At 47.4% G+C, this 22,300-nt stretch carries 24 protein-coding genes and 3 pseudogenes; 10 read left to right on the top strand and 17 right to left on the bottom strand.

All coding sequences use genetic code 11. The features are described from left to right. Positions 1-120: 120 nt before the first annotated feature. From ACMZI0_RS10685 to ACMZI0_RS10670, 4 genes are all read left to right on the top strand, one after another. Positions 121-375, top strand: coding sequence for a hypothetical protein (locus ACMZI0_RS10685; RefSeq protein WP_415672924.1), 255 nt, complete (start codon positions 121-123; stop codon positions 373-375). Between the two features lie 105 nt (positions 376-480). Continuing rightward, on the top strand, positions 481-861 hold the full coding sequence (locus ACMZI0_RS10680; RefSeq protein ID WP_415672923.1) for a hypothetical protein: 381 nt from the start codon (positions 481-483) through the stop codon (positions 859-861). A gap of 132 nt (positions 862-993) precedes the next feature. Next, positions 994-1,221, top strand: a complete 228-nt coding sequence (locus ACMZI0_RS10675) for a YdgH/BhsA/McbA-like domain containing protein (protein WP_415672975.1) — start codon at positions 994-996, stop codon at positions 1,219-1,221. Positions 1,222-1,410: 189 nt separating this feature from the next. After that, the gene (locus tag ACMZI0_RS10670) at positions 1,411-1,956 is read left to right on the top strand and encodes a hypothetical protein (protein ID WP_415672922.1); all 546 of its coding nucleotides are present in this window, start codon (positions 1,411-1,413) and stop codon (positions 1,954-1,956) included. A 238-nt stretch (positions 1,957-2,194) separates the two neighbouring features. Here ACMZI0_RS10670 and ACMZI0_RS10665 read toward each other — a convergent pair whose 3' ends face one another. From ACMZI0_RS10665 to ACMZI0_RS10610, 12 genes and pseudogenes are all read right to left on the bottom strand, one after another. After that, positions 2,195-3,451 carry a VWA domain-containing protein gene (locus ACMZI0_RS10665; RefSeq protein ID WP_415672921.1) on the bottom strand — a complete coding sequence of 419 codons (1,257 nt, stop codon included), beginning with the start codon at positions 3,449-3,451 and terminating at the stop codon, positions 2,195-2,197. A 743-nt stretch (positions 3,452-4,194) separates the two neighbouring features. Further along, positions 4,195-4,599 (bottom strand): type II toxin-antitoxin system tRNA(fMet)-specific endonuclease VapC, encoded by a 405-nt coding sequence (gene vapC, locus ACMZI0_RS10660; protein WP_415672920.1) that lies wholly within the window; start codon positions 4,597-4,599, stop codon positions 4,195-4,197. After that, positions 4,599-4,829: a type II toxin-antitoxin system VapB family antitoxin gene (gene vapB, locus ACMZI0_RS10655; RefSeq protein ID WP_415672919.1), complete on the bottom strand. Its 231-nt coding sequence runs from the start codon at positions 4,827-4,829 to the stop codon at positions 4,599-4,601. Before vapB ends, vapC begins: the two co-directional genes overlap by 1 nt. Before the next feature lie 94 nt (positions 4,830-4,923). Then, positions 4,924-5,744 (bottom strand): annotated as a pseudogene (locus ACMZI0_RS10650) (DUF4942 domain-containing protein). A gap of 117 nt (positions 5,745-5,861) precedes the next feature. Continuing rightward, positions 5,862-6,182 (bottom strand): TA system toxin CbtA family protein, encoded by a 321-nt coding sequence (locus ACMZI0_RS10645; RefSeq protein WP_415672918.1) that lies wholly within the window; start codon positions 6,180-6,182, stop codon positions 5,862-5,864. A 69-nt stretch (positions 6,183-6,251) separates the two neighbouring features. Then, positions 6,252-6,587 (bottom strand): type IV toxin-antitoxin system YeeU family antitoxin, encoded by a 336-nt coding sequence (locus tag ACMZI0_RS10640; RefSeq protein ID WP_415672917.1) that lies wholly within the window; start codon positions 6,585-6,587, stop codon positions 6,252-6,254. A 44-nt stretch (positions 6,588-6,631) separates the two neighbouring features. After that, positions 6,632-7,104: pseudogene (radC, locus tag ACMZI0_RS10635) on the bottom strand (RadC family protein). Continuing rightward, positions 6,986-7,255 (bottom strand): hypothetical protein, encoded by a 270-nt coding sequence (locus ACMZI0_RS10630; RefSeq protein ID WP_415672916.1) that lies wholly within the window; start codon positions 7,253-7,255, stop codon positions 6,986-6,988. Before ACMZI0_RS10630 ends, radC begins: the two are co-directional and overlap by 119 nt. Before the next feature lie 17 nt (positions 7,256-7,272). Continuing rightward, on the bottom strand, positions 7,273-7,506 hold the full coding sequence (locus ACMZI0_RS10625) for a hypothetical protein (protein WP_415672915.1): 234 nt from the start codon (positions 7,504-7,506) through the stop codon (positions 7,273-7,275). Then, complete coding sequence (locus ACMZI0_RS10620; RefSeq protein WP_415672914.1) at positions 7,463-8,317, bottom strand: hypothetical protein; 855 nt, start codon at positions 8,315-8,317, stop codon at positions 7,463-7,465. The genes ACMZI0_RS10625 and ACMZI0_RS10620 overlap by 44 nt, the downstream gene beginning before the upstream one ends. A 177-nt stretch (positions 8,318-8,494) precedes the next feature. Next, positions 8,495-9,217 carry a DeoR family transcriptional regulator gene (locus ACMZI0_RS10615; protein WP_415672913.1) on the bottom strand — a complete coding sequence of 241 codons (723 nt, stop codon included), beginning with the start codon at positions 9,215-9,217 and terminating at the stop codon, positions 8,495-8,497. Positions 9,218-9,442: 225 nt separating this feature from the next. After that, positions 9,443-10,264 carry a DUF932 domain-containing protein gene (locus tag ACMZI0_RS10610; RefSeq protein ID WP_415672912.1) on the bottom strand — a complete coding sequence of 274 codons (822 nt, stop codon included), beginning with the start codon at positions 10,262-10,264 and terminating at the stop codon, positions 9,443-9,445. A gap of 530 nt (positions 10,265-10,794) precedes the next feature. Between ACMZI0_RS10610 and ACMZI0_RS10605 the strand changes: the two genes are divergently transcribed. The 4 genes from ACMZI0_RS10605 (at position 10,795) to ACMZI0_RS10590 (ending at position 16,556) form a co-directional block, all read left to right on the top strand. Then, positions 10,795-10,959: a helix-turn-helix transcriptional regulator gene (locus ACMZI0_RS10605; RefSeq protein ID WP_415672911.1), complete on the top strand. Its 165-nt coding sequence runs from the start codon at positions 10,795-10,797 to the stop codon at positions 10,957-10,959. A gap of 527 nt (positions 10,960-11,486) precedes the next feature. After that, positions 11,487-12,296 carry a hypothetical protein gene (locus ACMZI0_RS10600; RefSeq protein ID WP_415672910.1) on the top strand — a complete coding sequence of 270 codons (810 nt, stop codon included), beginning with the start codon at positions 11,487-11,489 and terminating at the stop codon, positions 12,294-12,296. A gap of 276 nt (positions 12,297-12,572) precedes the next feature. Further along, a complete protein-coding gene (locus ACMZI0_RS10595; RefSeq protein WP_415672909.1) occupies positions 12,573-15,395 on the top strand; it encodes a hypothetical protein in 2,823 nt (940 codons plus the stop codon). Between the two features lie 78 nt (positions 15,396-15,473). Next, positions 15,474-16,556: a DUF4238 domain-containing protein gene (locus tag ACMZI0_RS10590; RefSeq protein WP_415672908.1), complete on the top strand. Its 1,083-nt coding sequence runs from the start codon at positions 15,474-15,476 to the stop codon at positions 16,554-16,556. 43 nt (positions 16,557-16,599) lie between these two features. Here ACMZI0_RS10590 and ACMZI0_RS10585 read toward each other — a convergent pair whose 3' ends face one another. From ACMZI0_RS10585 to ACMZI0_RS10570, 4 genes are all read right to left on the bottom strand, one after another. Beyond that, positions 16,600-16,998 (bottom strand): ATP-binding protein, encoded by a 399-nt coding sequence (locus tag ACMZI0_RS10585; RefSeq protein ID WP_415672907.1) that lies wholly within the window; start codon positions 16,996-16,998, stop codon positions 16,600-16,602. A gap of 70 nt (positions 16,999-17,068) precedes the next feature. Next, a complete protein-coding gene (locus ACMZI0_RS10580) occupies positions 17,069-18,370 on the bottom strand; it encodes a helicase HerA domain-containing protein (protein WP_415672906.1) in 1,302 nt (433 codons plus the stop codon). Next, on the bottom strand, positions 18,367-18,849 hold the full coding sequence (locus tag ACMZI0_RS10575; protein WP_415672905.1) for a hypothetical protein: 483 nt from the start codon (positions 18,847-18,849) through the stop codon (positions 18,367-18,369). Before ACMZI0_RS10575 ends, ACMZI0_RS10580 begins: the two co-directional genes overlap by 4 nt. 11 nt (positions 18,850-18,860) lie before the next feature. Continuing rightward, complete coding sequence (locus ACMZI0_RS10570; protein WP_415672904.1) at positions 18,861-19,514, bottom strand: hypothetical protein; 654 nt, start codon at positions 19,512-19,514, stop codon at positions 18,861-18,863. 315 nt (positions 19,515-19,829) lie between these two features. Between ACMZI0_RS10570 and ACMZI0_RS10565 the strand changes: the two are divergent. Together ACMZI0_RS10565 and ACMZI0_RS10560 are read left to right on the top strand one after the other, a co-directional pair. After that, positions 19,830-20,134 (top strand): annotated as a pseudogene (locus tag ACMZI0_RS10565) (zincin-like metallopeptidase domain-containing protein); the annotation flags it as partial. A gap of 540 nt (positions 20,135-20,674) precedes the next feature. Beyond that, positions 20,675-21,415, top strand: coding sequence for an abortive infection family protein (locus tag ACMZI0_RS10560; RefSeq protein ID WP_415672903.1), 741 nt, complete (start codon positions 20,675-20,677; stop codon positions 21,413-21,415). A gap of 145 nt (positions 21,416-21,560) precedes the next feature. Here ACMZI0_RS10560 and ACMZI0_RS10555 read toward each other — a convergent pair whose 3' ends face one another. Next, complete coding sequence (locus tag ACMZI0_RS10555; protein WP_415672902.1) at positions 21,561-22,280, bottom strand: hypothetical protein; 720 nt, start codon at positions 22,278-22,280, stop codon at positions 21,561-21,563. Positions 22,281-22,300 lie beyond the last annotated feature (20 nt).

Genomic DNA, 22,300 nt, shown 5'->3' with positions numbered 1-22,300 from the left:
CACAAGGAATTTCTCCATGCGAAAGCTCTCTACAGCATTACTGGTTCTCTCTATTCTATTGGCTCGGCGCTCTCGCCCTGGGCCATTGCGCAGGGTTCGGCACCCGCAAAGGCGAAAAACGTGATTCTGCTTATCAGCGATGGTGCGGGGATCAACACCTGGCATGCTGTAAGCTATTATCGACATGGTGCGTTGGGGCATGAAGTCTATGATGACTTTGATGTAAAACTGTTTGCTTCCACCTATCCGCTTAACACCTCTAACGTGCCAACCCGCACGATGGATAAGTCTGTTACTTTTGATGCCGATAAGATTTGGAACAAAGATAAAGTAGACAGCACCTTTCTGGGTAGTTTGGGTAAAATTTGGCAGTGATGAAGGAATGGATAAGCGCGCGCTGGCGTGACGCTCAGCAGTGCGGTGTGGTTGGGCTTTGTCTTCTGTTACTGAACGCCCCGCTGACGCAGGAGGCTGATCACGGTGGCGACGCCAAGCGCTAATGCGCAGGCACAGGTGATGCGTGCTGTGCGCCAAAACAGCGAGTTGCTGATTGAATTGCGGTTTGAGACCACGGCAGATACATTTGGCAGCGAAATTATCTACGAAAATCTGACGCCTGAGATGCTGAATTCACAGTTTTATCTCGAGGCTCAGGGGCAGTATTTCCCACTGAGCGATGCGGGCAAAGCGCAGCTCCCCACCTCGTTGAGATTGAATTTCAGTTACGACCGCAATAAAAATCCTCGAGTGGGTGCCTGGCGCGGAAGGTTCGTCGCGCCGCTAAAATCAATGACTCAGGTTGAACTGCATATCCCCGGATTGGCACCGATCCCAGGAATTGCGATTACGGACAGGGGGTAATAAAATAAATCAATATATTTGAATAATTATGGCAATTTTCTCTGATATCACCTTCTGAATGATGGCGCTATGATTCATTCCATCAAAGGCAAGCAGCCTTTTAATCAAACATCAAAAAGAAGGATTACCCTCATGAACGTTATCAAAAAATTTGCCGCAGTTGTTGCTCTTGGTCTGGTTTCTTTCGGTAGCTTTGCTGCACAAGAAGTTGGCACTGTTCAGATCAGCGGTGCAGAAACCCTGAGCGCATTCGAAGCGCAAGTGGCTGCAAAGGCTGAAGCTGCGGGCGCAACTTCTTACAAGATTGTCTCCGCTACCGGTGGCGATCAACTGCGTGGTACGGCAATCCTGTACAAGTGATTTTATGATTATTGGTGTGCAGTCAGGAAGGGAGAGCGGAAGCTCTCCTTTTTTTAGTGATGATGACTTCTGGTTCAGATATATTGTTTATGCTGACTTACACACTCCGAAACTATAATATGTTGATGCTATCTTTATTTGATTGAATACTGCTGGTTTTTTGGATAAATATCGTAAAAGGAATTAAATATGCCATTACCAGAACGAATGAAAACTACCCGCGTCAGCCTCTCAACGGTAAATACACTGGCAGATAAAGCTGAGGAGATACTTTCAAAAATCGATCAAGGTGCAGGTGAGGAGGATGACGAGTTACAAATGATGATGGCTGAATGGAATAGTCAGGTTGTCAATCCGTACGCGTTTTCAGATTTTAGAGACTATTTGTCCTGGGCTAGCGCAAAAGATTTTACTCAAATGGCGTTCAATCAAGAACGAATCTTCGACGACTTTCTCTGGAAGGAGCTTATTCAGATAATCAACTTTTTGCGCAATACTGAAGGCAGCGAGTCGGATCAAAGCTATGCTCTCGCATTGCTTGAGATAAATTTCGATGCAAACCCATCCGATCTTATTTACTGGCCAGATGCCTGGTTTCAGGACACAGAAATGCTCCATGTGGAGCTGACAGCAGAAGAAATCGCAGGATACCTAATGGCTAAATCAGGCCGACACCTTTCTGATGCGCCCGCAATTGAATTGAAATATTCAATCCCCATAAACACATTAGAGTGAGTGGTTTTGCCTAACGCACTATTTCCCACTTATCTTTCCCTCTGAAATGAACAGCAATTCATCTCGTATAATTTATTGATTTTATTCATGAGAAGCGTCGGTTGTTGCCTTTTAATACCGTAATTTTCTCTGCAGTAACCGCGTTGGATAAATTTGGGGTTATGCCCCATTTGGCGATATTTTCATTCGCGTTGGGCCAAACATTGTATGCGAGTAGGAAAGTGGCGGATGACGTGACTTAGAGTATCTGAGCCTCTCTTGCCTTATCTAACCAGGGCTTAAACCCTTCCAGTAAAAGATCGAACAGACACTCATCTGACAATGTAGAAAAATCGTCGATGGCGAAGAAATGGGTGTTATCGATTCGTCTGTCGGTAAAGGTATCCAGAACTTCTAGCAGGCCATAATTACTGCCGCCGAGGCCGACGAATTTCCAGAATATAGGGTAGTTGGCGGAGCGACGAATCGCATCTTTGATATCTCGGGTTTTATTGATACCACCATCAGTAATAAATACTACATATACTGGTAATTCACTGTTGTAGAAAGTATCAATGAGTTCTTCCATTACCGGCGGCTCATTATTCCTTCCTCCTAATCCTGGCAAGATCTCCCGGCCGGATCTTTCTCCCTGTTGTTGAATACTGGTGGTATAACCATCGAGATTGTCTAACGTTACATTAGGGTACTTTGCGTGTTGTTGGCCGAACGCCCAAACATCTAGCGATTCATCATCGTTGAACCCTACTGACAGTATAGCAATACGATCCAACACAGCCTGTACATAGCCTTGGCTAAACTGTCTGCTCATCGAACCTGAGGCATCTAACACAAATGCCACTTTTGCTTTCTCTGTTTGCAGCTGACACTTTCTCAGACAGGCTATGACCGTTTTTGCTATCCTGACCAACCGCGGTGCTCTTTCCTTCAGCTTTCTCTCCAGACTAATGATGGCCGGTGGTTGGGTTGCGATGGTTTGCGGTTCGTGGCAGGAGGGGCCAATACCATAGTTCTGTGCCAGCGATTCAATCCCTTTGCTGAGCACCTGCCCCAATGCATGCAGTTTCCAACCGCCGTCGTGGCGATAAATCTCGGCAAGTATCATCGCCTTCTCGTTACAGCGCTGAATATCTGGACTGAATTGAGCAACATTCTCCGCGACCAACGTCAGGCTACTCAGCGCAGAAATAGCCTCATCGCCATCACCGCTGATAGCGATAGTTATAGCGATTTTACTGATGTCAGTGGCAATTTTGGTTAGATCCAGTGAAATATTACTTTCATGCGGGACATCCTCTGTAACTATGCTGTGATCAGGCGGGTTAGGCTGATTGAAAAATATAATGTCTTTATCCCTGCTGATCTTGTTAGAAGAATTTATCAGAAATATATTGCTATCTACATTTCCATGAAATGGAACTGGGGTGGTGTATTTCACTCTCAGTGTCAACTGTGTAGCGGTAATTATCAGGTTTTGACCGAGTTGTAACGACATGATGCTAATCTCCTATTGTCTATCACTAGCTAAGCGTTTGCTTAAGCGCAGATGATTGCACGCTGGTAAGGCACTCATCTCGTTTATGCATGCTGTTAAAATATTCAGATGCAATACAAAGTCACTAAAGATATAATATTTTTTATTTTTTTACGGGCAGCGTTGTAAATGCGTTTTTTTAATAGGATTATGTGTGCTAAGATGTTTTATAGTATGTGTAGCTATGCATTTATTTAATGTTGGATATCATCAATCTGCCAGTTTAAGATAGTGGTAACACGGTGCGGATAAATAATGGGGAATAAAGAGAGGACGACACATTTAATTTATTCTTGGGGAAGAGGAGAGTCATTTCTCGAAATTAAGCGCGTTCCATTCTGCTTACTGGTTTTCGATGGTGCGCGCATTGGTTAACAGCATACACTCGTTCTTGGTATAAGAATTCATTGAACGGGCTTGTACCATCACCTATACCAACAAATCCTACTTGATGTACGTAGATGTCGGTAGAGTCTGGTGGACTGAAAATAGCGAATTTATAGCTAATTCACTGAATTTTAGGCATAAAAAAGACGTCGATTCTCTACAGGATTCGAATTGGCCACGTGTCTATATTGAAATAAAAGGATTTTCACCAGTTCGAAAAACATAGTGGCCCCCAAACCTTTCTGACTGGATTTTTTGCGGGTTATCCGCAATAGGAGGTCGATTATATCCTGTTTTGGGGGAGGGCAGAATACGGCTTATCGGCTGACCCAGTTTTCCACACGTAGCCCAGACACACGCTCAAATTCGCGTACATTATTCGTTACCAGTATCAAACCTGCAGACCGCGCGTGACCAGCCAGCATAGCATCATAGGGGCCGATGGGGGTTCCTTGTCTTGCCAGTTCTGCACGAATTTGACCGGTATGTACGGCTGCGTCAAAGCCATAAGTTTGCACTTCCAGACGCGCAGAAAAACCTTCAATTACTGCCAGATTCTTTTCTGGATTTACCGATTTCTCCGCGCCATAGATCAGTTCCATCAGCGTGATAGAACTGATAGCAAACTGCCCGTAATGGCGGTAGAAAGCGTCCCTGACTTCCTGCGGTTTGTTCTTTATGGTGTAAATACAGATATTGGTATCAAGCAGATATTTAAGCATCAGAAATCTTCCCTGATCTGATCATCGGGTTGCTCTCTGGTGATCATGAAGTCAGAGGTTACCCCATCCCCGTCAAACCAACTATCCCAGCTTTCCCCTGCCGGAGTGATAATACGCGTGCGGCCAATCGCGACGATATCAACCTGCTTCACATCATCGGGAAGTGCAACGGCTTTAGGGAGCCGTACCGCCTGACTGCGGTTACTTTTAAATACCGTGGTTTTTTCCATGGCGGTCTCCTTGGACAGATTTTGTGCTACCGATAGCATAGAATGTTATTGGGATATGTCAATGGGATATACAATTTCAGTGTTATTGGATTACTTACCTTGCCGCCAACATCCCTGGATAATGTTGTTCATCTGATCGATCAGTTCAGGGCGTTTAAAGGTGAAATGCCAGGTGCCTTTCTGAAAGTAACGAATGCTGAAGAATTCATCCTCGAATTCCTGCTGATGGGGATTATCGCGGATATGGTCCATCAGTCGGATAGTGAGATCGCCTCGGTTATCAGGAATAGGTTTGCCATCCAACAGATACAGCATACGCTCTAAATCAGCCAGTTGATCGCGCCGCCAGCCCCAGTTCAGGCCAAAGCCCCAACGGTTGTATGTCACCAGATTGCTGATGATGATTTTCTTGCCGAAGTAACAAGGGTGATTGGTTTTGTAATCCCACGACAGCCCCTTAAATACGTTGATTACCCCACGCTCGAATACCTACTGTTTGCTCTGGTGAAGTTGTTCAAACGTACTGAGAATATTGACTTCGCTAATGACCGGTAGGTCGCCCTCGTCCAGATTTTTATGCCACTGGGTACGCGCTTCGGCGTCCATCAGAGACAACATGCCGGATTTCAGCATCAGATCGCGCCAGATATTGCGATCCAGCGTGCGGGTGATGGCTGGCATCGCCTTGTTGGGCGTTTCTGTTAGCCAGCAATCGTAGCGATGCCCTTGCTTCAATGCCCAGTCTTCGGCAGTGCCGCCGCCAATAGTCGCCGTTAGCGTTGAGATCGTCTGTAACTGGTTGAGAAGTTGCTCTATCTGTTGCAGCGCGGCATCACGTCCGGTGACGATGTGTTCAATGTTGGTCGAGCAAATCAGCTCGGTGTGTTCGGTTAAAACCTCGGGTTCAATTTGCATAGTTTGTGATCCATACATAAAAGCAAATGCGCCAGCCGGTAAGGGCTAGCGCATTATGCATCGGGGAGAGGGATTAATAGGTTTGGCGCGGTGTTACTGGAAAGCGGATCGCGGTCTTTATACCTTGAGCAGGGCGGTAGCGCGTCTGGCGCGGAGAATATCAACGACGGTAAGAAACGGCGATTGCTCCTGCCAGTTAAAGCCGTTGCGATCGATACGTACCAGCTCGTAACGTTCTACCAGAAAATTCGCGGCATTTACCAGCGTGACGCCAGCATCGATGTGCTCCTGAATCACGTTTTCCTCGCAGAACGGTGTGTCGTCCAGCGTGAGTCCGTAGTGTTTTTCCAGCAGATAGGTCAGAAGTTGCTGCCAGACGGCTATAGGCGACGGACAGGGGTTATCCTCCCGTGACGGAATTGCGGGTAATGTTTGCATGGGAATTATCTCTTCAGGTTAAGTCGATAAAATCAGGGAAATGTTCAGAATGGGGATAGAAGCAGCGGATTACTGTGTTGCCACAGAAGAGGGATAAATAGAAATATACACGTAGCCAACGCTGCCCAGCGTATCTGCTTCACAGGTCAATTCGTTGCAATGCATCGTGACGCAGCCCTGCTGGCAGGGATTCAGCTCACCCGCTCGTAGCTTCTGCTCCAACTGCTTAATCAGCTTTGGGAAACAGCGTTCCAGATTGCGGGCTTCTGCTTTGCTGAAAGTACCGATAAAGCTGGCCCGATCTGCCAGATAATGCAGATGGTTACCTTCCTGAACCAACCTGGCTCCGAATTGCGGAGTGATGTCACGTTTTAACCCCCATTCCGGGGTATCAGATGATGTCATGGTATTTTCCTTAGTTAGTAAGAGAGCAGTGGTAAGTGCGGCCATCACAGACAGCCACGTTCAGCGAACGACACCACATCAGCACCGCCGACAACCAGATGGTCGAGCACTTTGACGTCGAGCTGTGACAGCGAGTCCTTCAGCTTGTCAGTGATGTGGCGATCGGCCTGACTGGGCTCTGCCCAGCTGGAGGGATGGTTATGCGCCAATATCGCGGCAGCGGCATTATGACGCAGTGCCGATTTGAGGATTTCACGAGGATGGACTTCGATACTGTTAATACCCCCAGAGCGATAACTTCCTTTTCTATCAGGCGGCGCTGGTTATCCAGATACAGCACCATAAAGACTTCGCGCTCTAAGCTACTGAGTTCCAGCATTAACCAGCTTTAGGTGTCCTCAGAGGTTTTGAACTGTCGCGTATTTTTTCGTACCCGTTTTTCCAGTAGGCGCAGTGCCATCTGGATGATACGTTGCTCCCGGGTTAGCATCGGTGGGGAAGATAAAAGAGATGACATGATGTTGATTCCTTAATAAATAAAACGCCCCCGCTGCATAAGCAACAGGGGCGTAGGTGGCGATAACCAGCCCGATAAGGCTGTCCGAGATACCGGTTTTACTTAAGACAATGACAACCACAACAACAACGATGATGGCAATAATGGGCATGACGTCACCTCTCCCGATTATTCTCGGTGTGTCGTGGCGCACGACGAGATATCTGCCAGCACCTTCTGCACGTTCTTTTGCCTGGGCTCCCAGGCTCCCACATGCCGGTCATTAAGATAAACATCGAACTGTGTCGCGCTGCCAATCTTGCGCCATCCCAGCGGGGACGGGATACCGTACTGCTGCTCATCAATAACGACAACGATATCAATATCGGTGGCAAAGCGTGAATCGACACTCTGACCGCTCACGGGCGATACCGCCACGCTGTGTTGCAACGTGTTGTCCGCCGGTACAGTTAACGGTAAAGACGCTGCCCTCGGTATTGGCTATCCGGTATTCTGTGACGCCCTGACCAGAACCGGTACTCCACAGGTTCGGCACGGCCTGTACGGACAGCGGCAGCAGCAGTGCGCCTGCGAGCAGAAGTGAAGGAGTGTGTTTCATACGGGTTCCTCTGTGTGAATGGACATGTCTCACGGTCAGTAGCCGTAATGCGTAACGGCGGTAGTGCTCTTTGTTAAAGCCATCTGCCATCCACTTACCCAGCCGCTGCTCCTGCTCGCGTTTCTGTGCCTTGATTTCTTCCATCTTTTTCTGGTCTATACACTTCTCCGGAATACTCAGTAATAACGTCGGCTTCTCAGGCTTGCCGTTGGCAAAATTGGCATTGAAGTAGGTCTTTTTATCGGTAATTTCATAGGCACAGTTGCTGGATTTGTTACCGAGATAGGCGACCCCCAGGTCACCTGATGATTGTGACCGGGTCTTTAGATTCACCAGGGAAAGCGTTTTAGCCTTTTTATTCGCCAGAAAGACAGGGCCGGTGCCATCTCTGACAAAAAACTGCTCAGTCCAGGGATAGTTAAAAATCGCTCTGCCTTTATATATTTTGCGGATTAGCTCGTCGTCACTCATCCCATCAGGGTTGGTCCAGCCTCTTTTCTTTAAGGTGAACCAGTCAACCTGAGCAGGAAGTTCAGTTGCTGCCTGAGCAGAGAAGGTTGCCAGTAGCCCGATTATCAGCCATCCCCGTTTGCCCGGAAGGTATGTAAACATCATCGTATCCTTTATGTTGAAGTCATCATAAAAATCGCCCGGGCAGGACAGTGCCTGCCCGTGACGTCTGGTGTGGTCCTTCACTGATATGTCCGGTAAACGGCTTCTGTGGGCGGTTTCCGGTACATTCCTTTCTTATCCGCCTTTCTGGTTTTCCCTGGTGTTGGCCGCGTCTCTGACTTACGCGGTCGGAGACGTGCCGAAAGTGGTCAGTACTTCGTGAATAAAGCGAAAATGCGGCAATGCCGTGATGAAGCCGGATTGCGTGGTCAGGTGACAGATATCATCGCGGCGCTGGAATGACTCAGTGGAGACTGTCACACCATGAATCTCATGCATCGGCAGGACCAGAAGATGCCCCAGCGATTCGGACACCAGATACCACTCGCCATACAGGCAGATAAGCCGGTAAGGCGACAACCCGTCATAGCGTTGACCGTCAGCCAGAACGGTGACGCGTAACTGGTCGCCAATCGCCCGGGTGAGACGGTAAAAATGTCCCGGTAGTGTCGGCGTACCGCGCAAGGGCGGATGCCAGACCAGACAGGGCGCGGCCTCACCGCTGTCCAGCAGGGTGTTGACCAGCCGGTTATCCAGACCGGGAAAGAACACACCTACGCCAGTCTGTCGGGCAAACATCAGCACATCCTGCTCATGCCGTGCCGGATTGTGGTATTCCGGCAAACGACAAAGACCGTTACGGTATTCCAGGTCAAGATACATCAGTCGTTCACGGAAGTCCCGTCGCAAGGTACGGGTGGAGACGCCGAACTCTGCCGCCAGTTTTCTGACGCCCAGCGTTTCTCCTGCCAGTAATCGGCTGATTATCAATGACAGCCTGACAGCCTGACAGCCTGACAGCCTGACGGCCAGCCGGTCATATCGGCGGTCAGCCTGTGTCATGGTGCAGCCTCCTGAGGCAGTTAACTGAATGAAAGTCCTGTGATTACTTTAAATAGGGGCGTGGTCAGGGTATGGACACTGTGAAAAATATTTTTATTTTCAGTAAGAAAGCCGGTGGGATACGGCCTGAGGGGTAATTGAGGTAAACAGGCTATGAGGGCAAACGCTAACCGCCGGACACACCCTGTCCATGTGGTTACAGATTGATAACACGCTGTCCATCAATCACTGGCATGTCGCCAGCATCGTTTCTGCCATCACCCACAGCGCACGGTTGAGTTTGATATCGCCATCAATCCTTTTGACGGCCCGAGTCCGGGACTGCCTGCCTTGCACGGAGCGACCAGGCAGTCCGCCTTTTATCAGGTTCTCCTGCACCCGCTGATAGGTGGTCCACAGGTCGTTGGATTCATCCTGCCAGCGGCGTGGGGCCAGTATCTGAGCCGATGTGACCGGTTGGTGGTCTTCGCCAAAGCGGTAGGTCAGTGCCGCCGTCGCCAGCGCCACCTGAGCAGGTGGCGGCAGCAACAGTGACTGCATCGCATCCCGCTTCTCATCAATACGCTCAAAGGTGTCCAGCACCTCATAAGAGCCTTCAATCACCCGCCCAACCACATCGCCTTTGTGCGGTACCCGGACCTCACCAAACGATTCGCCACAAATCAGCCCATTCTGACACACACTGCGAGACAGCCCCGGCAACATCTGGTAGGAGCTTGAGCCGCCATGGCTGTTCAACAGGATAATTTCCGGCACCTGCTGGCCGGTGATTTGTCCTTCCCGACGCAGGCGTAACATGTGTTTGGTGTGCTCACGTTTGCCGATATCCCTGACACGGGTCTGGCAGGCAAAGAAAGGCTGGAAACCTTCACGTTGCAGGTTATCCAGCAGGGTAATCGTCGGGATGCAGGTGTAGCGCTGACTGCGCGAAGCGTGCTTGTCTTCACTAAACACACTGGGAACCACGCGGAACAGTTCATCACGCGTTAACGGACGGTCACGACGGATAACATTGGCGGCACCAAAGCGGGAAGCTAAACGAACCATAGGAGTTTCCTCAGAGAAAGAATAAGCAAAAGCCCTGCCACAAAGCGACAGGGCCGGACGGGAACGAAAAGGTCAGGTATTACCTAGAACAGCAGTGACCACAATGAACGGGCGAGTGAGACCACCGTTTGTTTGAGGCCACCGATAAGCATTTTTAGCGGCGCAGGGACGACAGGCAGAGCAATAACACTATCAAGAACCTCGCCGACCGACTGGGCAAAATCATCCCGAGCCTAGTTTTCAATGGTCACTGAGCGCCAGTCAGACTGTAAACGGGCCGACAACGGACTGCTAATGGCCTGCGTTACATCATCAGCTATCTGGCGAAAGAAGAGCAGAAGCACGGCCATTATTACTACGGCTCCAGAGAAGTCCCTGCACCCAGCAGGTTAGGAAGGCCGCGAGGTAGCCACTGAAGACAAAACACTTTTTACATTCTCCCCGGTTGTTATGCCGGAGTAGGCAGTGATAATCAGCATCTCGACTCCGGTACTGTTAAACCTTCCCTACTCGAAGACCAGTTTGTCGATATGGCATTCATCACCAAACTGACTGGGTTGACCGACAAATGGTTTTATAAGCTGATCAAAGATGGCCTGTTCCCCAAACCAATTAAGCTGGGACGTAGCTCCCGTTGGCTACAAAGTGAAGTGGAAACCTGGTTACAGCAGCGCATTGCTCAGTCTCGCCAGTAACGCTTTCCGGTATTTGCAACATTCCCCCCCAACAGCTAATTCAACAAGCCGCCTGCTGCGGAACTTTTTGGTTACCTGTTTACTGAGATAAAGGGTTATTTACCGATGAAAGAAACAGTTGCTTGCTACGACGATCTACTCAACGCCTATCAGCGCTGGTTGACCGATTTGACCAATATCGCAATCAGAAACGGTATGTGTCATCCAGACATTCGATACAGTCACTGTCTTGCAGTTTCAGTGTTGCACTTTCCCGAGGCAGGAGCGGTTAACCTTCCGACAGAGATGGTCTTCTTCGACGGTTAAGAGCTGCTGGGCACGAGGACATGAGAACACCTCATTTCGATGAAGATATTGCAATGCTTCGTCAAAAAACGCAGACGGAGGTGGGTCGGCTGCAGCATCATGCCTTACTGCCTATTGCTGGTGGGCTTCAGATTGAGCGAACATTCATGCCAGCACTGAAAACTGCCGCTGACGCAGGCAGTTTTTTGTGAATAGGAGAGCCTGGTGCCGGCAAGACTGGCGTGCTTGTAGAGTTTACTCAGGAGCGTCTGACAGCAAATCAGACAACGGTCTTTATTTCCGCAGATGATCTAGCGGGAGTAGTCACAGAAGATGCCTTACGAATTGCACTAAATCTGCAGCATCCCCTTATCGATGTATTGTTCGCATGGCCGGGGCAAGGCCGCGGTGTTCTTGTCATTGATGCGCTGGACGCATCGCGAGGAGGTTACTCAGAGGGGGTGTTCGCCAGCATAATAGAAGGCGTGCAGGCGAGGCTGGGAGAAAGATGGTCGGTGATTGCTTCCATTAGATCCTTTGATCTTAGGAATGGAAGGCGCTTTCAGAGAGCGATGGCAGGAACGCCACCTGACTTTACGTACATTGACAGTACAGCAGCAAATGTCAGGCACTTCTTGGTACCAATGCTTACAGAGCATGAGATGAATGCAGTAGGTTGCAGAGAAGCACGCATCGGTGAATTGCTCGCTACCGCCCCTGTATCGGTTCGAACATTGTTGCGTAATGTGTTCAACCTTTCGTTAGCGGCTGAATTGTTGGAAAGTGGAACAACAGCTATAAGCATCGCAATGGTGACAACTCAATCGGACTTAATTGATCGCTACGAAGATGAGCGACTGCCCTCTACAGATCTACAAGCATCCGTTACGAGAGCTGTCGAAGTCATGGTCGAACGGCGTCGTCTAATACTTCGCAAAATGGATGTGGCACACCCAGCGCTGGACGGCGTACTCGTTGCTAATGGCGACCGTATCGGGTTTGCACACCATGTTCTTTTCGATCACGCCGCCAGTCGTTTCTTCCTCGACTGAAATGATACTTCGCAACTCGTCACTCAGCTTTCCGGAACTGAAGGCCTTGGCCTCCTTTTAGGGCCGTCTCTGCGGTTCGCTATCGAGAGAGTTTGGCGTGATGATTCTGCCTGCCGTCCGCACAGTTGGGGCTTTGTCACCGAACTGGTCGCGACACCTGGCATTGATCCTGTTGTGTCGAGTGCCGCGCTTCGTTCTACAACTGAGCGAGTTGCTGAACCAGAGGATGTGGCCTCTCTATGTTCAATGCTCATGTGGCCAGAGCAGGCAGGTCGGATGGGACCTATATTCTCAAAAATCGTTCGGTTTGCTGAGCTAAGTTTTGCCCTAAATAGCCCTGTTTCCATCTCGGTTTGTACAGCTTGGGCAATGGCGGCAGCAGTTGCGGCCGACACGGAGCAGCGAGAATATGCCGATGGCATACGTATAATTTTGCAGACCCTCGTCCAGAAGGCGAATTTCACTGATGCTGATTTCTTAGATAGTTTTGGGAGGGCTGCGCGTGGTTTGTTGCGACTCAGTTGGTTGGGGGACCCACAATCAACGTTATTCTCTAGTAGTGCAATTTGTTTCGTCACCAAGTCATTTGGTAGCGACCCTGCTGCGTCAAGGTTCCTTCTTCAGCAGATTCTTCAAGAGCCTCGCTTCTCAGAGTATGCGCACAATGAAGCCCCATGGTTGGCGGAAGGAGTAAAACATATCGTTCCCCATGATCCCGAATTTGTCACCTCTGTTTATGAGACTCTCTTTGGGCGATCCGCGCCTTCAGATGGAGATAGCTGGATCGGTGGGTCAGTAAGCAGGATTATGCCGCTACGCTCAAATCGTCGCCAGGACTACGAGCACGGCCGCTGGAACCTGCTGCAGGCACTTCCCGAGTTTCTTCGTGCCTTTCCTGCAGAGGCGACGCGAGCGGTCAATGCAGCAACCATCGGCATAGCATTGAGCGATGGCCAAAGGTACGCAGAACGCCTAGCACATGTTGTCCAATACGATACACAATCAATTAACATTGTCGAGGATGGCCTTTCCTATACAGATTGGCGAGGTAGTGATGATGGTATGGGCTCACAAGGCGGTGATGTGCTCTCAGCACTCGTCAGTTTCCTTGTGGCATGCCAGCCTGATGAGTTTCGACACGTCGTAATTACCGCTCAACGGGTAGAAGTGGGAGCTGCATCGGTATGGGCACGTATTTTTGGCATTGGTGCCGAACGTCCTGGAATTGCAGACGATCTGCTTTGGCCTATTGCTTCGGCTCACGGTGTCGTCCAAATATCTGGTCTTGCTAGAGATTGCACTGCCTACCTATCTTCTGCCTATGCAACAGCATCGGCAGAGCAACGCTCAGCATTTGAACATCGTTATGTGGAAAGCGTTCACTCAACTGATGAGGACGAGGTTGCTCGAGCGCGTTATTATGCAGCACGTCTGCTCTCTGTGCTGGGCGACGAATTTATAGTTACAGATGCATTTCGCGATCTGAAAGTGCAGCTGGAGGCAGCAGGACTTCTCACGGGTAATCGTCCAGCTATGACCATAGAGACCCGATGGGATGTAGCCAGTGACGTTACCGAAAGCCTTGTACAGAGACTCGGGGCTAACGTTGATGAAGTGCCTGATCGACTGGTTCTAGATGCACTGCGAGCTTTGGATGCCCAGTTTAATGAAGCATTTAATAACCCTGAATTCGAGTCCCTAGCTCGTCTGTGGACTCAGGTGGTCGCAACTGTTGGGTTAATTGATGGGCTTGTAGTTTCGGCTCATGAAGCCACGATGCACGCTGCATGGGGGAAAATAAGCAATGCGCTTGACTGCATTGCAGGGGCGGAACTCTACGATCCTGCGAATACTGCGCATCCCACATTGGCTTTACTTTTGGGGCTATTGGATCGGTTGGTGGAAAGTCAGCACCCCGAACCTCGTTCAAATGAGGAAAGGATCACGATGTCTTGGGGAAACTGGGATGTTCGCGTATATATGGCTTCCAGTTTTATGAACCTTGCTTGCCGATTTGGCAATTCCGACTCCACGTTGCTCGATCGTATTGAAGTGATGCTTGATGATGAGGAGCCTACGGTCAGGCACCAAGTGTCTGGTTATCTCAATCGTCTATGGGATGTAGACCGCCAACGTATGTGGGTCCTAATGACAAAGGTTGCCCACCAGGAAGCAGAACGTTGCACTATGGGCTATTTTGTGGGCGGGCCGCTACGTAGTGTTTCGAACGTGGACGTCGAAGAAGCCGAGCATTTACTTACTACTATTATCCAGCGCTTCCCGCTAGCAAGTGAAAGTGATTCCCATAAGGAGAGAAAACTTGCACAAGCATTAGGATCTATAGTGACCGCACTCTATGTCAGTCAAGATAGAACTGCATGCTTTACTCATTTTCAAAATATTGCCAATGCCAGCGACTTACTTTTGTCAGCCGTTTCTACACTGCGTAATGCGCTCTTCTTTAAATACCAGGATACCGATTCGGATGCGGATATCCAGGATAGAGCGCGTGAAGTATTAGGTCAGGTAGTTGCGGCTGCAGCAAGATCATTGCCAGTAGCACTGTCGAACTTCAACACTTCTGAGGAAGGATCGGATCAACATGCTGCGAGCCAAAGGGATTACAACTTAGCCTTAATGCTTATTTATCATTGTATTAACCAGCTGTATTTCGGATCGGGTGCGTATAATTCCAGCAATGTACAGCACGAAGCCATGCTTAATACGGCAGCCCACAAACGTAGCTTCTTGGTTGATTATCAGACTGTACTTTTTGAGATAGGTCAGTCGGGTGGCCCATCTGCAATTCATTACCTAGTTCAACTCTACGAGTATATTGCTGATGGTGATCCGGCTGCAGTATTCGATGAGGTTGCCGCACTTCTTGTAGGGCCGGCAGCGCGCGAGCAGTATCACTTCGAGAGTCTCGGGCTTGATGTTGTAGTGCGGATAGTCCGACGCTATCTCGCGGATTACCGGGAGTTATTCGAGGATCCTGCCAGAAGATCTGCATTATTCAATGTGCTTGAACTCTTTTCAAATGCCGGCTGGCCGCAAGCGCTCAAATTGTTATACGAATTGCCTGATTTAATGCGATAGAGTTAGTAAGGCCAGTGAAGGTAGGGATGTTCGACAGTGAGCTGTGTATGAAAGCCTAACTCTATGGAATAGATTTACATGTCACGCAAAGATCTCGAAGCAAAAAAACGACACCATTACGTGTGGGCGAAGTACCTCACTAGCTGGGGTAATGGGACGAAAAATGTTTTCTATACTACGAAGACTGGTAAGGTCGCGCATGACAGCGTCCGAGCCATAGCTGCTGACAACTATTTCTACAAAACCACAATACTAACAAGTAAGCACGTCGAAATAATAAAAAGCTTCTCCCGCCAAAGCCCCAATCATCTTCAACAACATCACATGTCGTATCTTAACGACTTCCTAAAGATGCAGCAGCTTGGGGCCATTTACTCTGAGTCTGGTATTCAAGATCATGAAACCGAGGCTCCTCTGCATGCAACGAAGTGTAACCTAATGGAAAATCTCCACGCCTCCCATGAAAAAATGGTGCTACCCGTTTTATCTGCGTTAGCCAATGAGCAGCTTGATATACTGCAAGATAAGCAGCACATGATCGAGTTCATGATGTTTTTTGGGCATCAAATCGTTCGCACGAAGCCTTTTCGAGATGGTGTGCTTCAGGCTCAGCCTCGCCGCAATATTATTGCAATCGAAGTAGCCGACGCGATGGCGCACGCATGGTGGTTTCTAAGCTACATGTTCGGGATGAACATTGGATTCAGCCTGTACTCAAGCCGTCATGACGCTAGACATGCATTACTGATAAATGACACGGAGTTGCCTTTCATTACGTCCGACCAGCCGGTCGTCAACGTGCACTCATGTGTTTCAGAGACAGAGTTCACCGCACCTGAGCACGCTGATTTTTACTACCCAATTTCGCCGCGTGTTGCCTACATCATCTGCGATTCTGAACGGTTTTTACCAGGTAAGAATAAGGTAGATGAAGCCACAGTTGCTAAGTTCAATACTAAAGTGGCAGCCCAAGCTATGGTGCATATCATCGGTAATACTGAGGGAGCCATTCTACCCCTACGGAATCATATTGGACTGCGCTATGCAAAGAAGAACGCAGTTTTGTCAACAGTCACATTAAATCCCATTTATTTCTCTCTGCATTTTAGGGATATTCAATTCGAAAGAACGACAATAATAGATAGGATTTTGATGCTGTAATAAGGGGGGGGTGTAAACGGGGTGACTGCAAAATAACGCTACTCTAAACGGGAGGTAGTGCCCAAAGCTCTTCAAGGTTTACATCATCACTGCTGGGCCGATGCTGCTTCAATAGCGGGTCAATTTTTAGGATCATTGGAAGATCAAACGCCGTTCCTGTGACCACGCAACAGCCTTTAGCGAGGGTTGGGATGAGGGCCTTTGAACTAGAGTCCAACGTGCTGATGGTGTTGTCCAGCAGCATGAGGTCGCGATCGTTCACCAAGCGATGTATGAAGAAGTTGTGAATCTGGGACACAATGGTAGGTGAAATGTCGGCTGGTCGCTGACTGGATGGTGTGAGGTATACGCCATATTTGCGCCCCTCCTTGATGATTTCTTCAAAGAGTTCAAGTCGATAGTCTTTCCAGATTTCATGTTCACGAGCGGACTGCTCTGACAAAATGTTGTGGGCCTCATCAATAATGAGGTGAAGGGTCCGACTCGGTGGACTCTTAAGATTCTCGGCGTCCTTATGATTTGTGTAGAAATTCTTGGCAATTAGCAATGGCAAGATCTTCATTCTTACATTTCTTCAAAGATATGACATGTAAGAGATGTGGCGGTGGTGGCACATCAACGATTTCAAGAACATTACGAAGGGCCGAGGTGGATGATTTGGCCCTGGCAAGCACTGGCTGTATGTGTTCGTATTGTGCATAGCCGAATACGACATCTGAACAGAGTTGGAGGTAGCACCTTAAGATTAGCTCATCGAACTGATTGATTTCATCCAAATTAACATGCTCATCAATGATAGGATTGATGTTGGCGTCAAAGCTATTGCCATTTGAGTTGTAGTAAGTTCCGCTGTTGTGCTTGAAATACTTATCTTTGTTGTAATAAATGATTCCCTTTAGATGATCCTGCAACGAATCGCATTCAATCATCCTCGCAATTTCACGGCTCAGGTCCAATGCATCTGATTTCGCCTCACCAGTGCTAAAAACTTTCTCAAAAACTTTTTCCACATACCTTTTGAGTGGCGTTGTCTTAAATTTCTCTTTACCGGATAGAACGCGGCGCAAGAACGGCTGCTGTGTATTGGTGGTAGCCTGGAACAAGAGGCTCAGTGTTTCAACATCCCAAAAATGAGCGGCTTCAATCTTGAATTTATGCTTGGCTTTTTTAGAGTCCAGCACAATTATCCGCTTTTCCTTGGCCGGCAGGAGCTGGTCTTCCGTGTATTCGCCATTGAAGTCAATGATGACGAACTGGCTCTTCTGCTTCAGTGCCTGGAATCTCTCATTGAATAGGGTAGTGTAGAGCTTCGCTAGCGTATTAGACTTACCGCTTCCAGTGTTGCCAAAGATGCCTAGATGACTGTTGAATAACCGTGTCCATGGAAGATTGATAGGCACATTCTCTTTGAGCATGGATCCAATTGAAAAATCAGCTTTGCCTTCTGCCCCATAGATTTTCGCCACTATGAGTTCGCAGAGAAGAGATGCTTTATCTCTAATCATCGGCATGTATTTCACGCCTTCAAAAAATTTGTCATCCACTATGTAGCCTCCTATGGGGCGAACATCTACCTTTCGGATGTAATGGACCTTCTCGGCATCAGCATCCAGCCTCTTCTCGTCCAAAAATTCGCCTTCAACAAGGCAGACTATGTCTATGAAGCCTCGCTGGATGGAGGCGTGTTCTCTAAGGGAAATTCCCCGATACTTTACTCCTTCATAAAAGATTGTCTCATGATTGGAGTCTTCAAAAATGCGTAGAGAGATGCGCACCCCATTCACTGCAATGACTTCGCCTACAACGATACTCATAGCAGATCTTCCTCTTCAGGTGGGACTGGAGGTTCGTACTTATCTGGCTTGAGAGAGAAGACATATCTGTTGAAATTGGTGAAGTCCATCCTCGTGTCTTCCGGCGGTCCAATGACTTGAACGTTTTTCCAGAGCTTGAATTCTTCCCTCATGTTGTTCGAGCTGTCGTTGCTGTAGCAGCAAATGAAAGTATGAAGTTGCGGGTTGGAGAGGGAGCGCTGGATTAGCCTGAGAATGTGCTCATCGGCAAATGAAAAGCCGAATGTGATGAGTACGGAATTTGGTTTCTCAAGCTCATAACTTAATAGCCTGAGCATCTGGTAGTAGTGCTCTTCAAAGACAGTCTCGTAAAACTTCCACTTAGTGGGGTTCACGATGGGCAGCTTGTTGTACTCATCCCAGAAGTTGTCCATCTGCTCTTTACTGAAGGACAAGGCAGGTATGTTTTCGGTTTTATTGGCTTTGGTACCAAGAAACACCGAATATCTATTCAGATTTTCGAGTGTCTGTTTTCCAAAAGGTTACTAAAATTACTGCGGTAGTTGACCTCAATCTTATCACCGTTTTTGGACCAGTAGACGGAACCATGAAGGTGAATAATGTTAAGCTGCGGGATACCGTAGTTGCTTCGTTCAAAGATTCCGGTTTGGCATTGAAACGTACTGAAGTTTTTGGAATGAAGGTGCTTCCTGTGAAAGCCTGAAGTGCCATCGTTCACTACAAAATCATGTGAACCCTTCATGAGAATACTGTCGGCTGTATGAGACAGGCACCCATCATAGTTAGTGGTGAAAATATTGATCTTGCGGTTAAGGTCTTTCCTTCTGTCCAGCAACCCTAAAAGTGTTGTCAAAAAAATCTCATAATTATTAAGATTTTCCTTCCCTTTAACTGAGGCGATGGAACTTGGATTGAAGGTTTGTACTGGGAAAATACACGTGTCGTAGTAATGCATGAATAAGGCGGTTCGCTTCTCAGGCGAAGTTTCAAACTTCGTGGCGAGCGTCTCAATCGTTTCCCTCTGCCCCTTGGCATCTTTGATAGCGAGAGCTAGCGTCGGGAACAAGTCTGCCGAAGCGCCTGAGCCAATCAGTATGTTGATGTTCTTGTTGTATATGTCCAGTGGCTCAATCGACTCAAACATACTTGCCTCTCTTATTTTGCTTCGTAGAAAATAGCACCACAGCATGGGTAGGCCAAGCTTTGGCCTTGCTTTATTGCTTAGGTTCTGGTGATTGCTACTACTATGCCTGCTAGAGGCTCAGTACAGTTCTGTCCATTAGTGTTCATCATCCATCTTGTTGGTACGTTTCATTGGGAGCATTGCGCTGCGGCAAGCGGTTTCCAGCTCGTCTTGGATATTTGCGAAGGCTTCGTAGTACTTACACGTACACTTAATGACGGTATTTGCACATGGGATGGCATTCTCCGGAGGGTACTACAACGTTCGGTAAGTCCGCTCCTCACCGATGCAGCCAATTATTATGCTATCGGTCTACATGAACTGATTTACTGGAGTGGTGGTAAAAGTCGTCTTGATCACGTAGTGAAAGGGCGATTTGGCACTGAAAATTGTACATTTGAAGAACTTATTGCGGAGATTGGAAGTACTTTTTTGATGGTGGACTTGGGAATTGTCAGTGAGGTTCTGCACAAAAGCAATATTGTCGCCTGGCTGAAAGCACTAAAAAACGACAAGCGCTATATTTTAAAGCCGCCAGTGCGGCATCGAACGCACATCGTTATCTAATGGATAAATTCTGAGCTGGGCAGGTGCTACCAAGGAATGGGACCTTTTAGAGTGAAGATGCTTTTTGGACTTGTAATGCTGTAGGGGCATAGTTGAGGAGGTGTGCTGCCATGGCAAGAACCGAGCAGTCATGTCCCTATTGCGAAAACAGTGTCCAATCAGATATGACCATCAACTTGGTGCCAGAAGCGGACATAACTGGGAGTGAGTCTTTTCGCTGGGTAAAGCTTCCAACCATTAAGGGGCATTTAATTATTGAAATTAACGTCTGGGCTACTAACCTGTCCCAGAATTAGTTCGCTTAACATCTTGAACAGGTAGTAATTTCAGACATGGATAGAATACAGTACTATTTATACGAAAAATTGATGAGCACAGAGATTCGTGGTCCCGCTAGCCTTGATTCAGATGAGGATGGCCGAGAAATGTATGAGTGGTGTAAAACGCAGCCAATGGTTTGCTGAAGTTGTTACGTAACATGTTAAAAAACTATATTATTTATTTTACAATCACGTTCACGAAATCGTAGATACGATAATAAAAAGGGATAATCTATGTTAGAAAGAAAATATTGTCTTAGACTGGCTACTATCCTCTCTGAAAACTGGGAATCCGGTGACTGGAATAGCATGTTTGCTGAGACGGATTGCGAGGATGTTCCAGAAGACATCCCGAGTTTTTTCAGCCATGTCGCCTATAAAAATGAAAACTTGTCCGCAGCCTGTCAGATTGCAATTGAAGAGGTGTTAGGCCGTAATCCCGATAATCTGAACACCCTATGGAAACGCTGCGGAATGGAAAAAATTATTCAAAGGAATGACGCTGAATTATATTCAGAAATAGACTATGCCGTGAGTAATGAATCTCAAAGAAATGTCCAAGCGTCTCCTGTGAGAAACGTGAACGATACCATTCAGAAAGCGCTGGCTGATGCTGAGATTCTGCTGAAAGAAACTGGCCCAGATTCAGCTTATGACGGGATCCACACAGCCCTGTATGGTTCTTTGAAACAAATCTGTGACAATCATGTAATTAGATATAATAGTACCTGTGATTCGGTTGATGGTCTTTTGCCTCTGATAATGAGTTACTATAAAGGTAATAATACAGATAAAAGAAATGATACTGTATTTAAAATGTTAAGATCTGCTAACTCAATTCTTAAGGGAATAAATGAGCTTCGCAATCATAACAGTCTAGCCCACGCAAACTCGTCATTGCTTAATGAGGCTGATGCTCGGCTTGCTATCAACTTGGCTCGTTCGATAATGACTTGCGTGGATGATTTGATGTAGTAAATAACTTACCTATAATAGGCTATTATAGGGCTCAGAAAAATGGGAAAGCATTTTTTCTAAGAAGTGAAGCTTTCCCAATATTTATTTATCCGCATATCTCTTTTATTCATTTTGAGGATGCTTTTTACTCTATCACCTCAACTCACCACGTAAGCCTGTGAGCCTTAACGTTAGGATGGAAAAACAGTTGATAGGAGATGTTTCTACATTCTTCAGCAAATGTACCATTCTTGATTTTTTCAAATTTCGAATGCGTTGTTTCTTGTTTTTCGAAATCAAAGTCAGCGAGAGTACCTGCAATGTAGTCAGGCACTCGTATAAAGCTGTCATATAATAGCTCACCCATTGTATCTGGCTTAACTAGCAATAATTTCCCTGCAGGACCTATGCCGTTGTTTATGCACAATACATGATATGCAGTACTCACTTGTTCAAGCATGAAATCGCCAATTCTTTTATGTTTAAAAGTTAACATATTGTCGCGATCTGAGAGCCAAGAGATGATTTCAACATTCGCTGAAACACTCACTTCAGTAAGGAAATATGCTGCTAGATTTGCAACCATTTCAATATCTCTAAATAGCCGTAAATTAACGCCTGGGGAACTAACTAAATTTTTCGCTTGTTTCAGTTTTGAAATTCTTTTTTTATAGTTGTCTTTTCCCTCAGGTGTGGATTTGCACCAATATTTGAAAAGATTAATCATCGATTCAAACCTGTGCAAATGATATTTCCTCTCGTCACCGTGCATTCTTCGATCTCGATCAAGGATAAGGGAAATATTAAACACCGGACCTTCCTTTAGGAAGGAGATGAATTCATCGCTGACTGAGCTGACATTTTTGATATCTGAAGGCGCCATTAAATTTATGCACTCAGACA

This window comes from Symbiopectobacterium sp., from assembly GCF_047692315.1.
Taxonomy (GTDB): Bacteria; Pseudomonadota; Gammaproteobacteria; order Enterobacterales; family Enterobacteriaceae; genus Symbiopectobacterium.
Note: the sequence above shows the minus strand (reverse complement) of the source record. Positions and strands in the feature narration are given on the sequence as shown.

Coding starts and splice junctions, on each gene's coding strand:
- ACMZI0_RS10570 (WP_415672904.1), bottom strand. CDS start 19,514: ATGTTTGAGTCGATTGAGCCACTGGACATATACAACAAGAACATCAAC.
- ACMZI0_RS10675 (WP_415672975.1), top strand. CDS start 994: ATGAACGTTATCAAAAAATTTGCCGCAGTTGTTGCTCTTGGTCTGGTT.
- ACMZI0_RS10620 (WP_415672914.1), bottom strand. CDS start 8,317: ATGATGTTTACATACCTTCCGGGCAAACGGGGATGGCTGATAATCGGG.
- ACMZI0_RS10595 (WP_415672909.1), top strand. CDS start 12,573: ATGGGACCTATATTCTCAAAAATCGTTCGGTTTGCTGAGCTAAGTTTT.
- ACMZI0_RS10605 (WP_415672911.1), top strand. CDS start 10,795: ATGGCATTCATCACCAAACTGACTGGGTTGACCGACAAATGGTTTTAT.
- ACMZI0_RS10610 (WP_415672912.1), bottom strand. CDS start 10,264: ATGGTTCGTTTAGCTTCCCGCTTTGGTGCCGCCAATGTTATCCGTCGT.
- vapC (WP_415672920.1), bottom strand. CDS start 4,599: ATGCTTAAATATCTGCTTGATACCAATATCTGTATTTACACCATAAAG.
- ACMZI0_RS10645 (WP_415672918.1), bottom strand. CDS start 6,182: ATGCAAACATTACCCGCAATTCCGTCACGGGAGGATAACCCCTGTCCG.
- ACMZI0_RS10670 (WP_415672922.1), top strand. CDS start 1,411: ATGCCATTACCAGAACGAATGAAAACTACCCGCGTCAGCCTCTCAACG.
- ACMZI0_RS10560 (WP_415672903.1), top strand. CDS start 20,675: ATGTTAGAAAGAAAATATTGTCTTAGACTGGCTACTATCCTCTCTGAA.
- ACMZI0_RS10615 (WP_415672913.1), bottom strand. CDS start 9,217: ATGACACAGGCTGACCGCCGATATGACCGGCTGGCCGTCAGGCTGTCA.
- vapB (WP_415672919.1), bottom strand. CDS start 4,829: ATGGAAAAAACCACGGTATTTAAAAGTAACCGCAGTCAGGCGGTACGG.
- ACMZI0_RS10630 (WP_415672916.1), bottom strand. CDS start 7,255: ATGCCCATTATTGCCATCATCGTTGTTGTTGTGGTTGTCATTGTCTTA.
- ACMZI0_RS10590 (WP_415672908.1), top strand. CDS start 15,474: ATGTCACGCAAAGATCTCGAAGCAAAAAAACGACACCATTACGTGTGG.
- ACMZI0_RS10580 (WP_415672906.1), bottom strand. CDS start 18,370: ATGAGTATCGTTGTAGGCGAAGTCATTGCAGTGAATGGGGTGCGCATC.
- ACMZI0_RS10555 (WP_415672902.1), bottom strand. CDS start 22,280: ATGGCGCCTTCAGATATCAAAAATGTCAGCTCAGTCAGCGATGAATTC.
- ACMZI0_RS10640 (WP_415672917.1), bottom strand. CDS start 6,587: ATGACATCATCTGATACCCCGGAATGGGGGTTAAAACGTGACATCACT.
- ACMZI0_RS10665 (WP_415672921.1), bottom strand. CDS start 3,451: ATGTCGTTACAACTCGGTCAAAACCTGATAATTACCGCTACACAGTTG.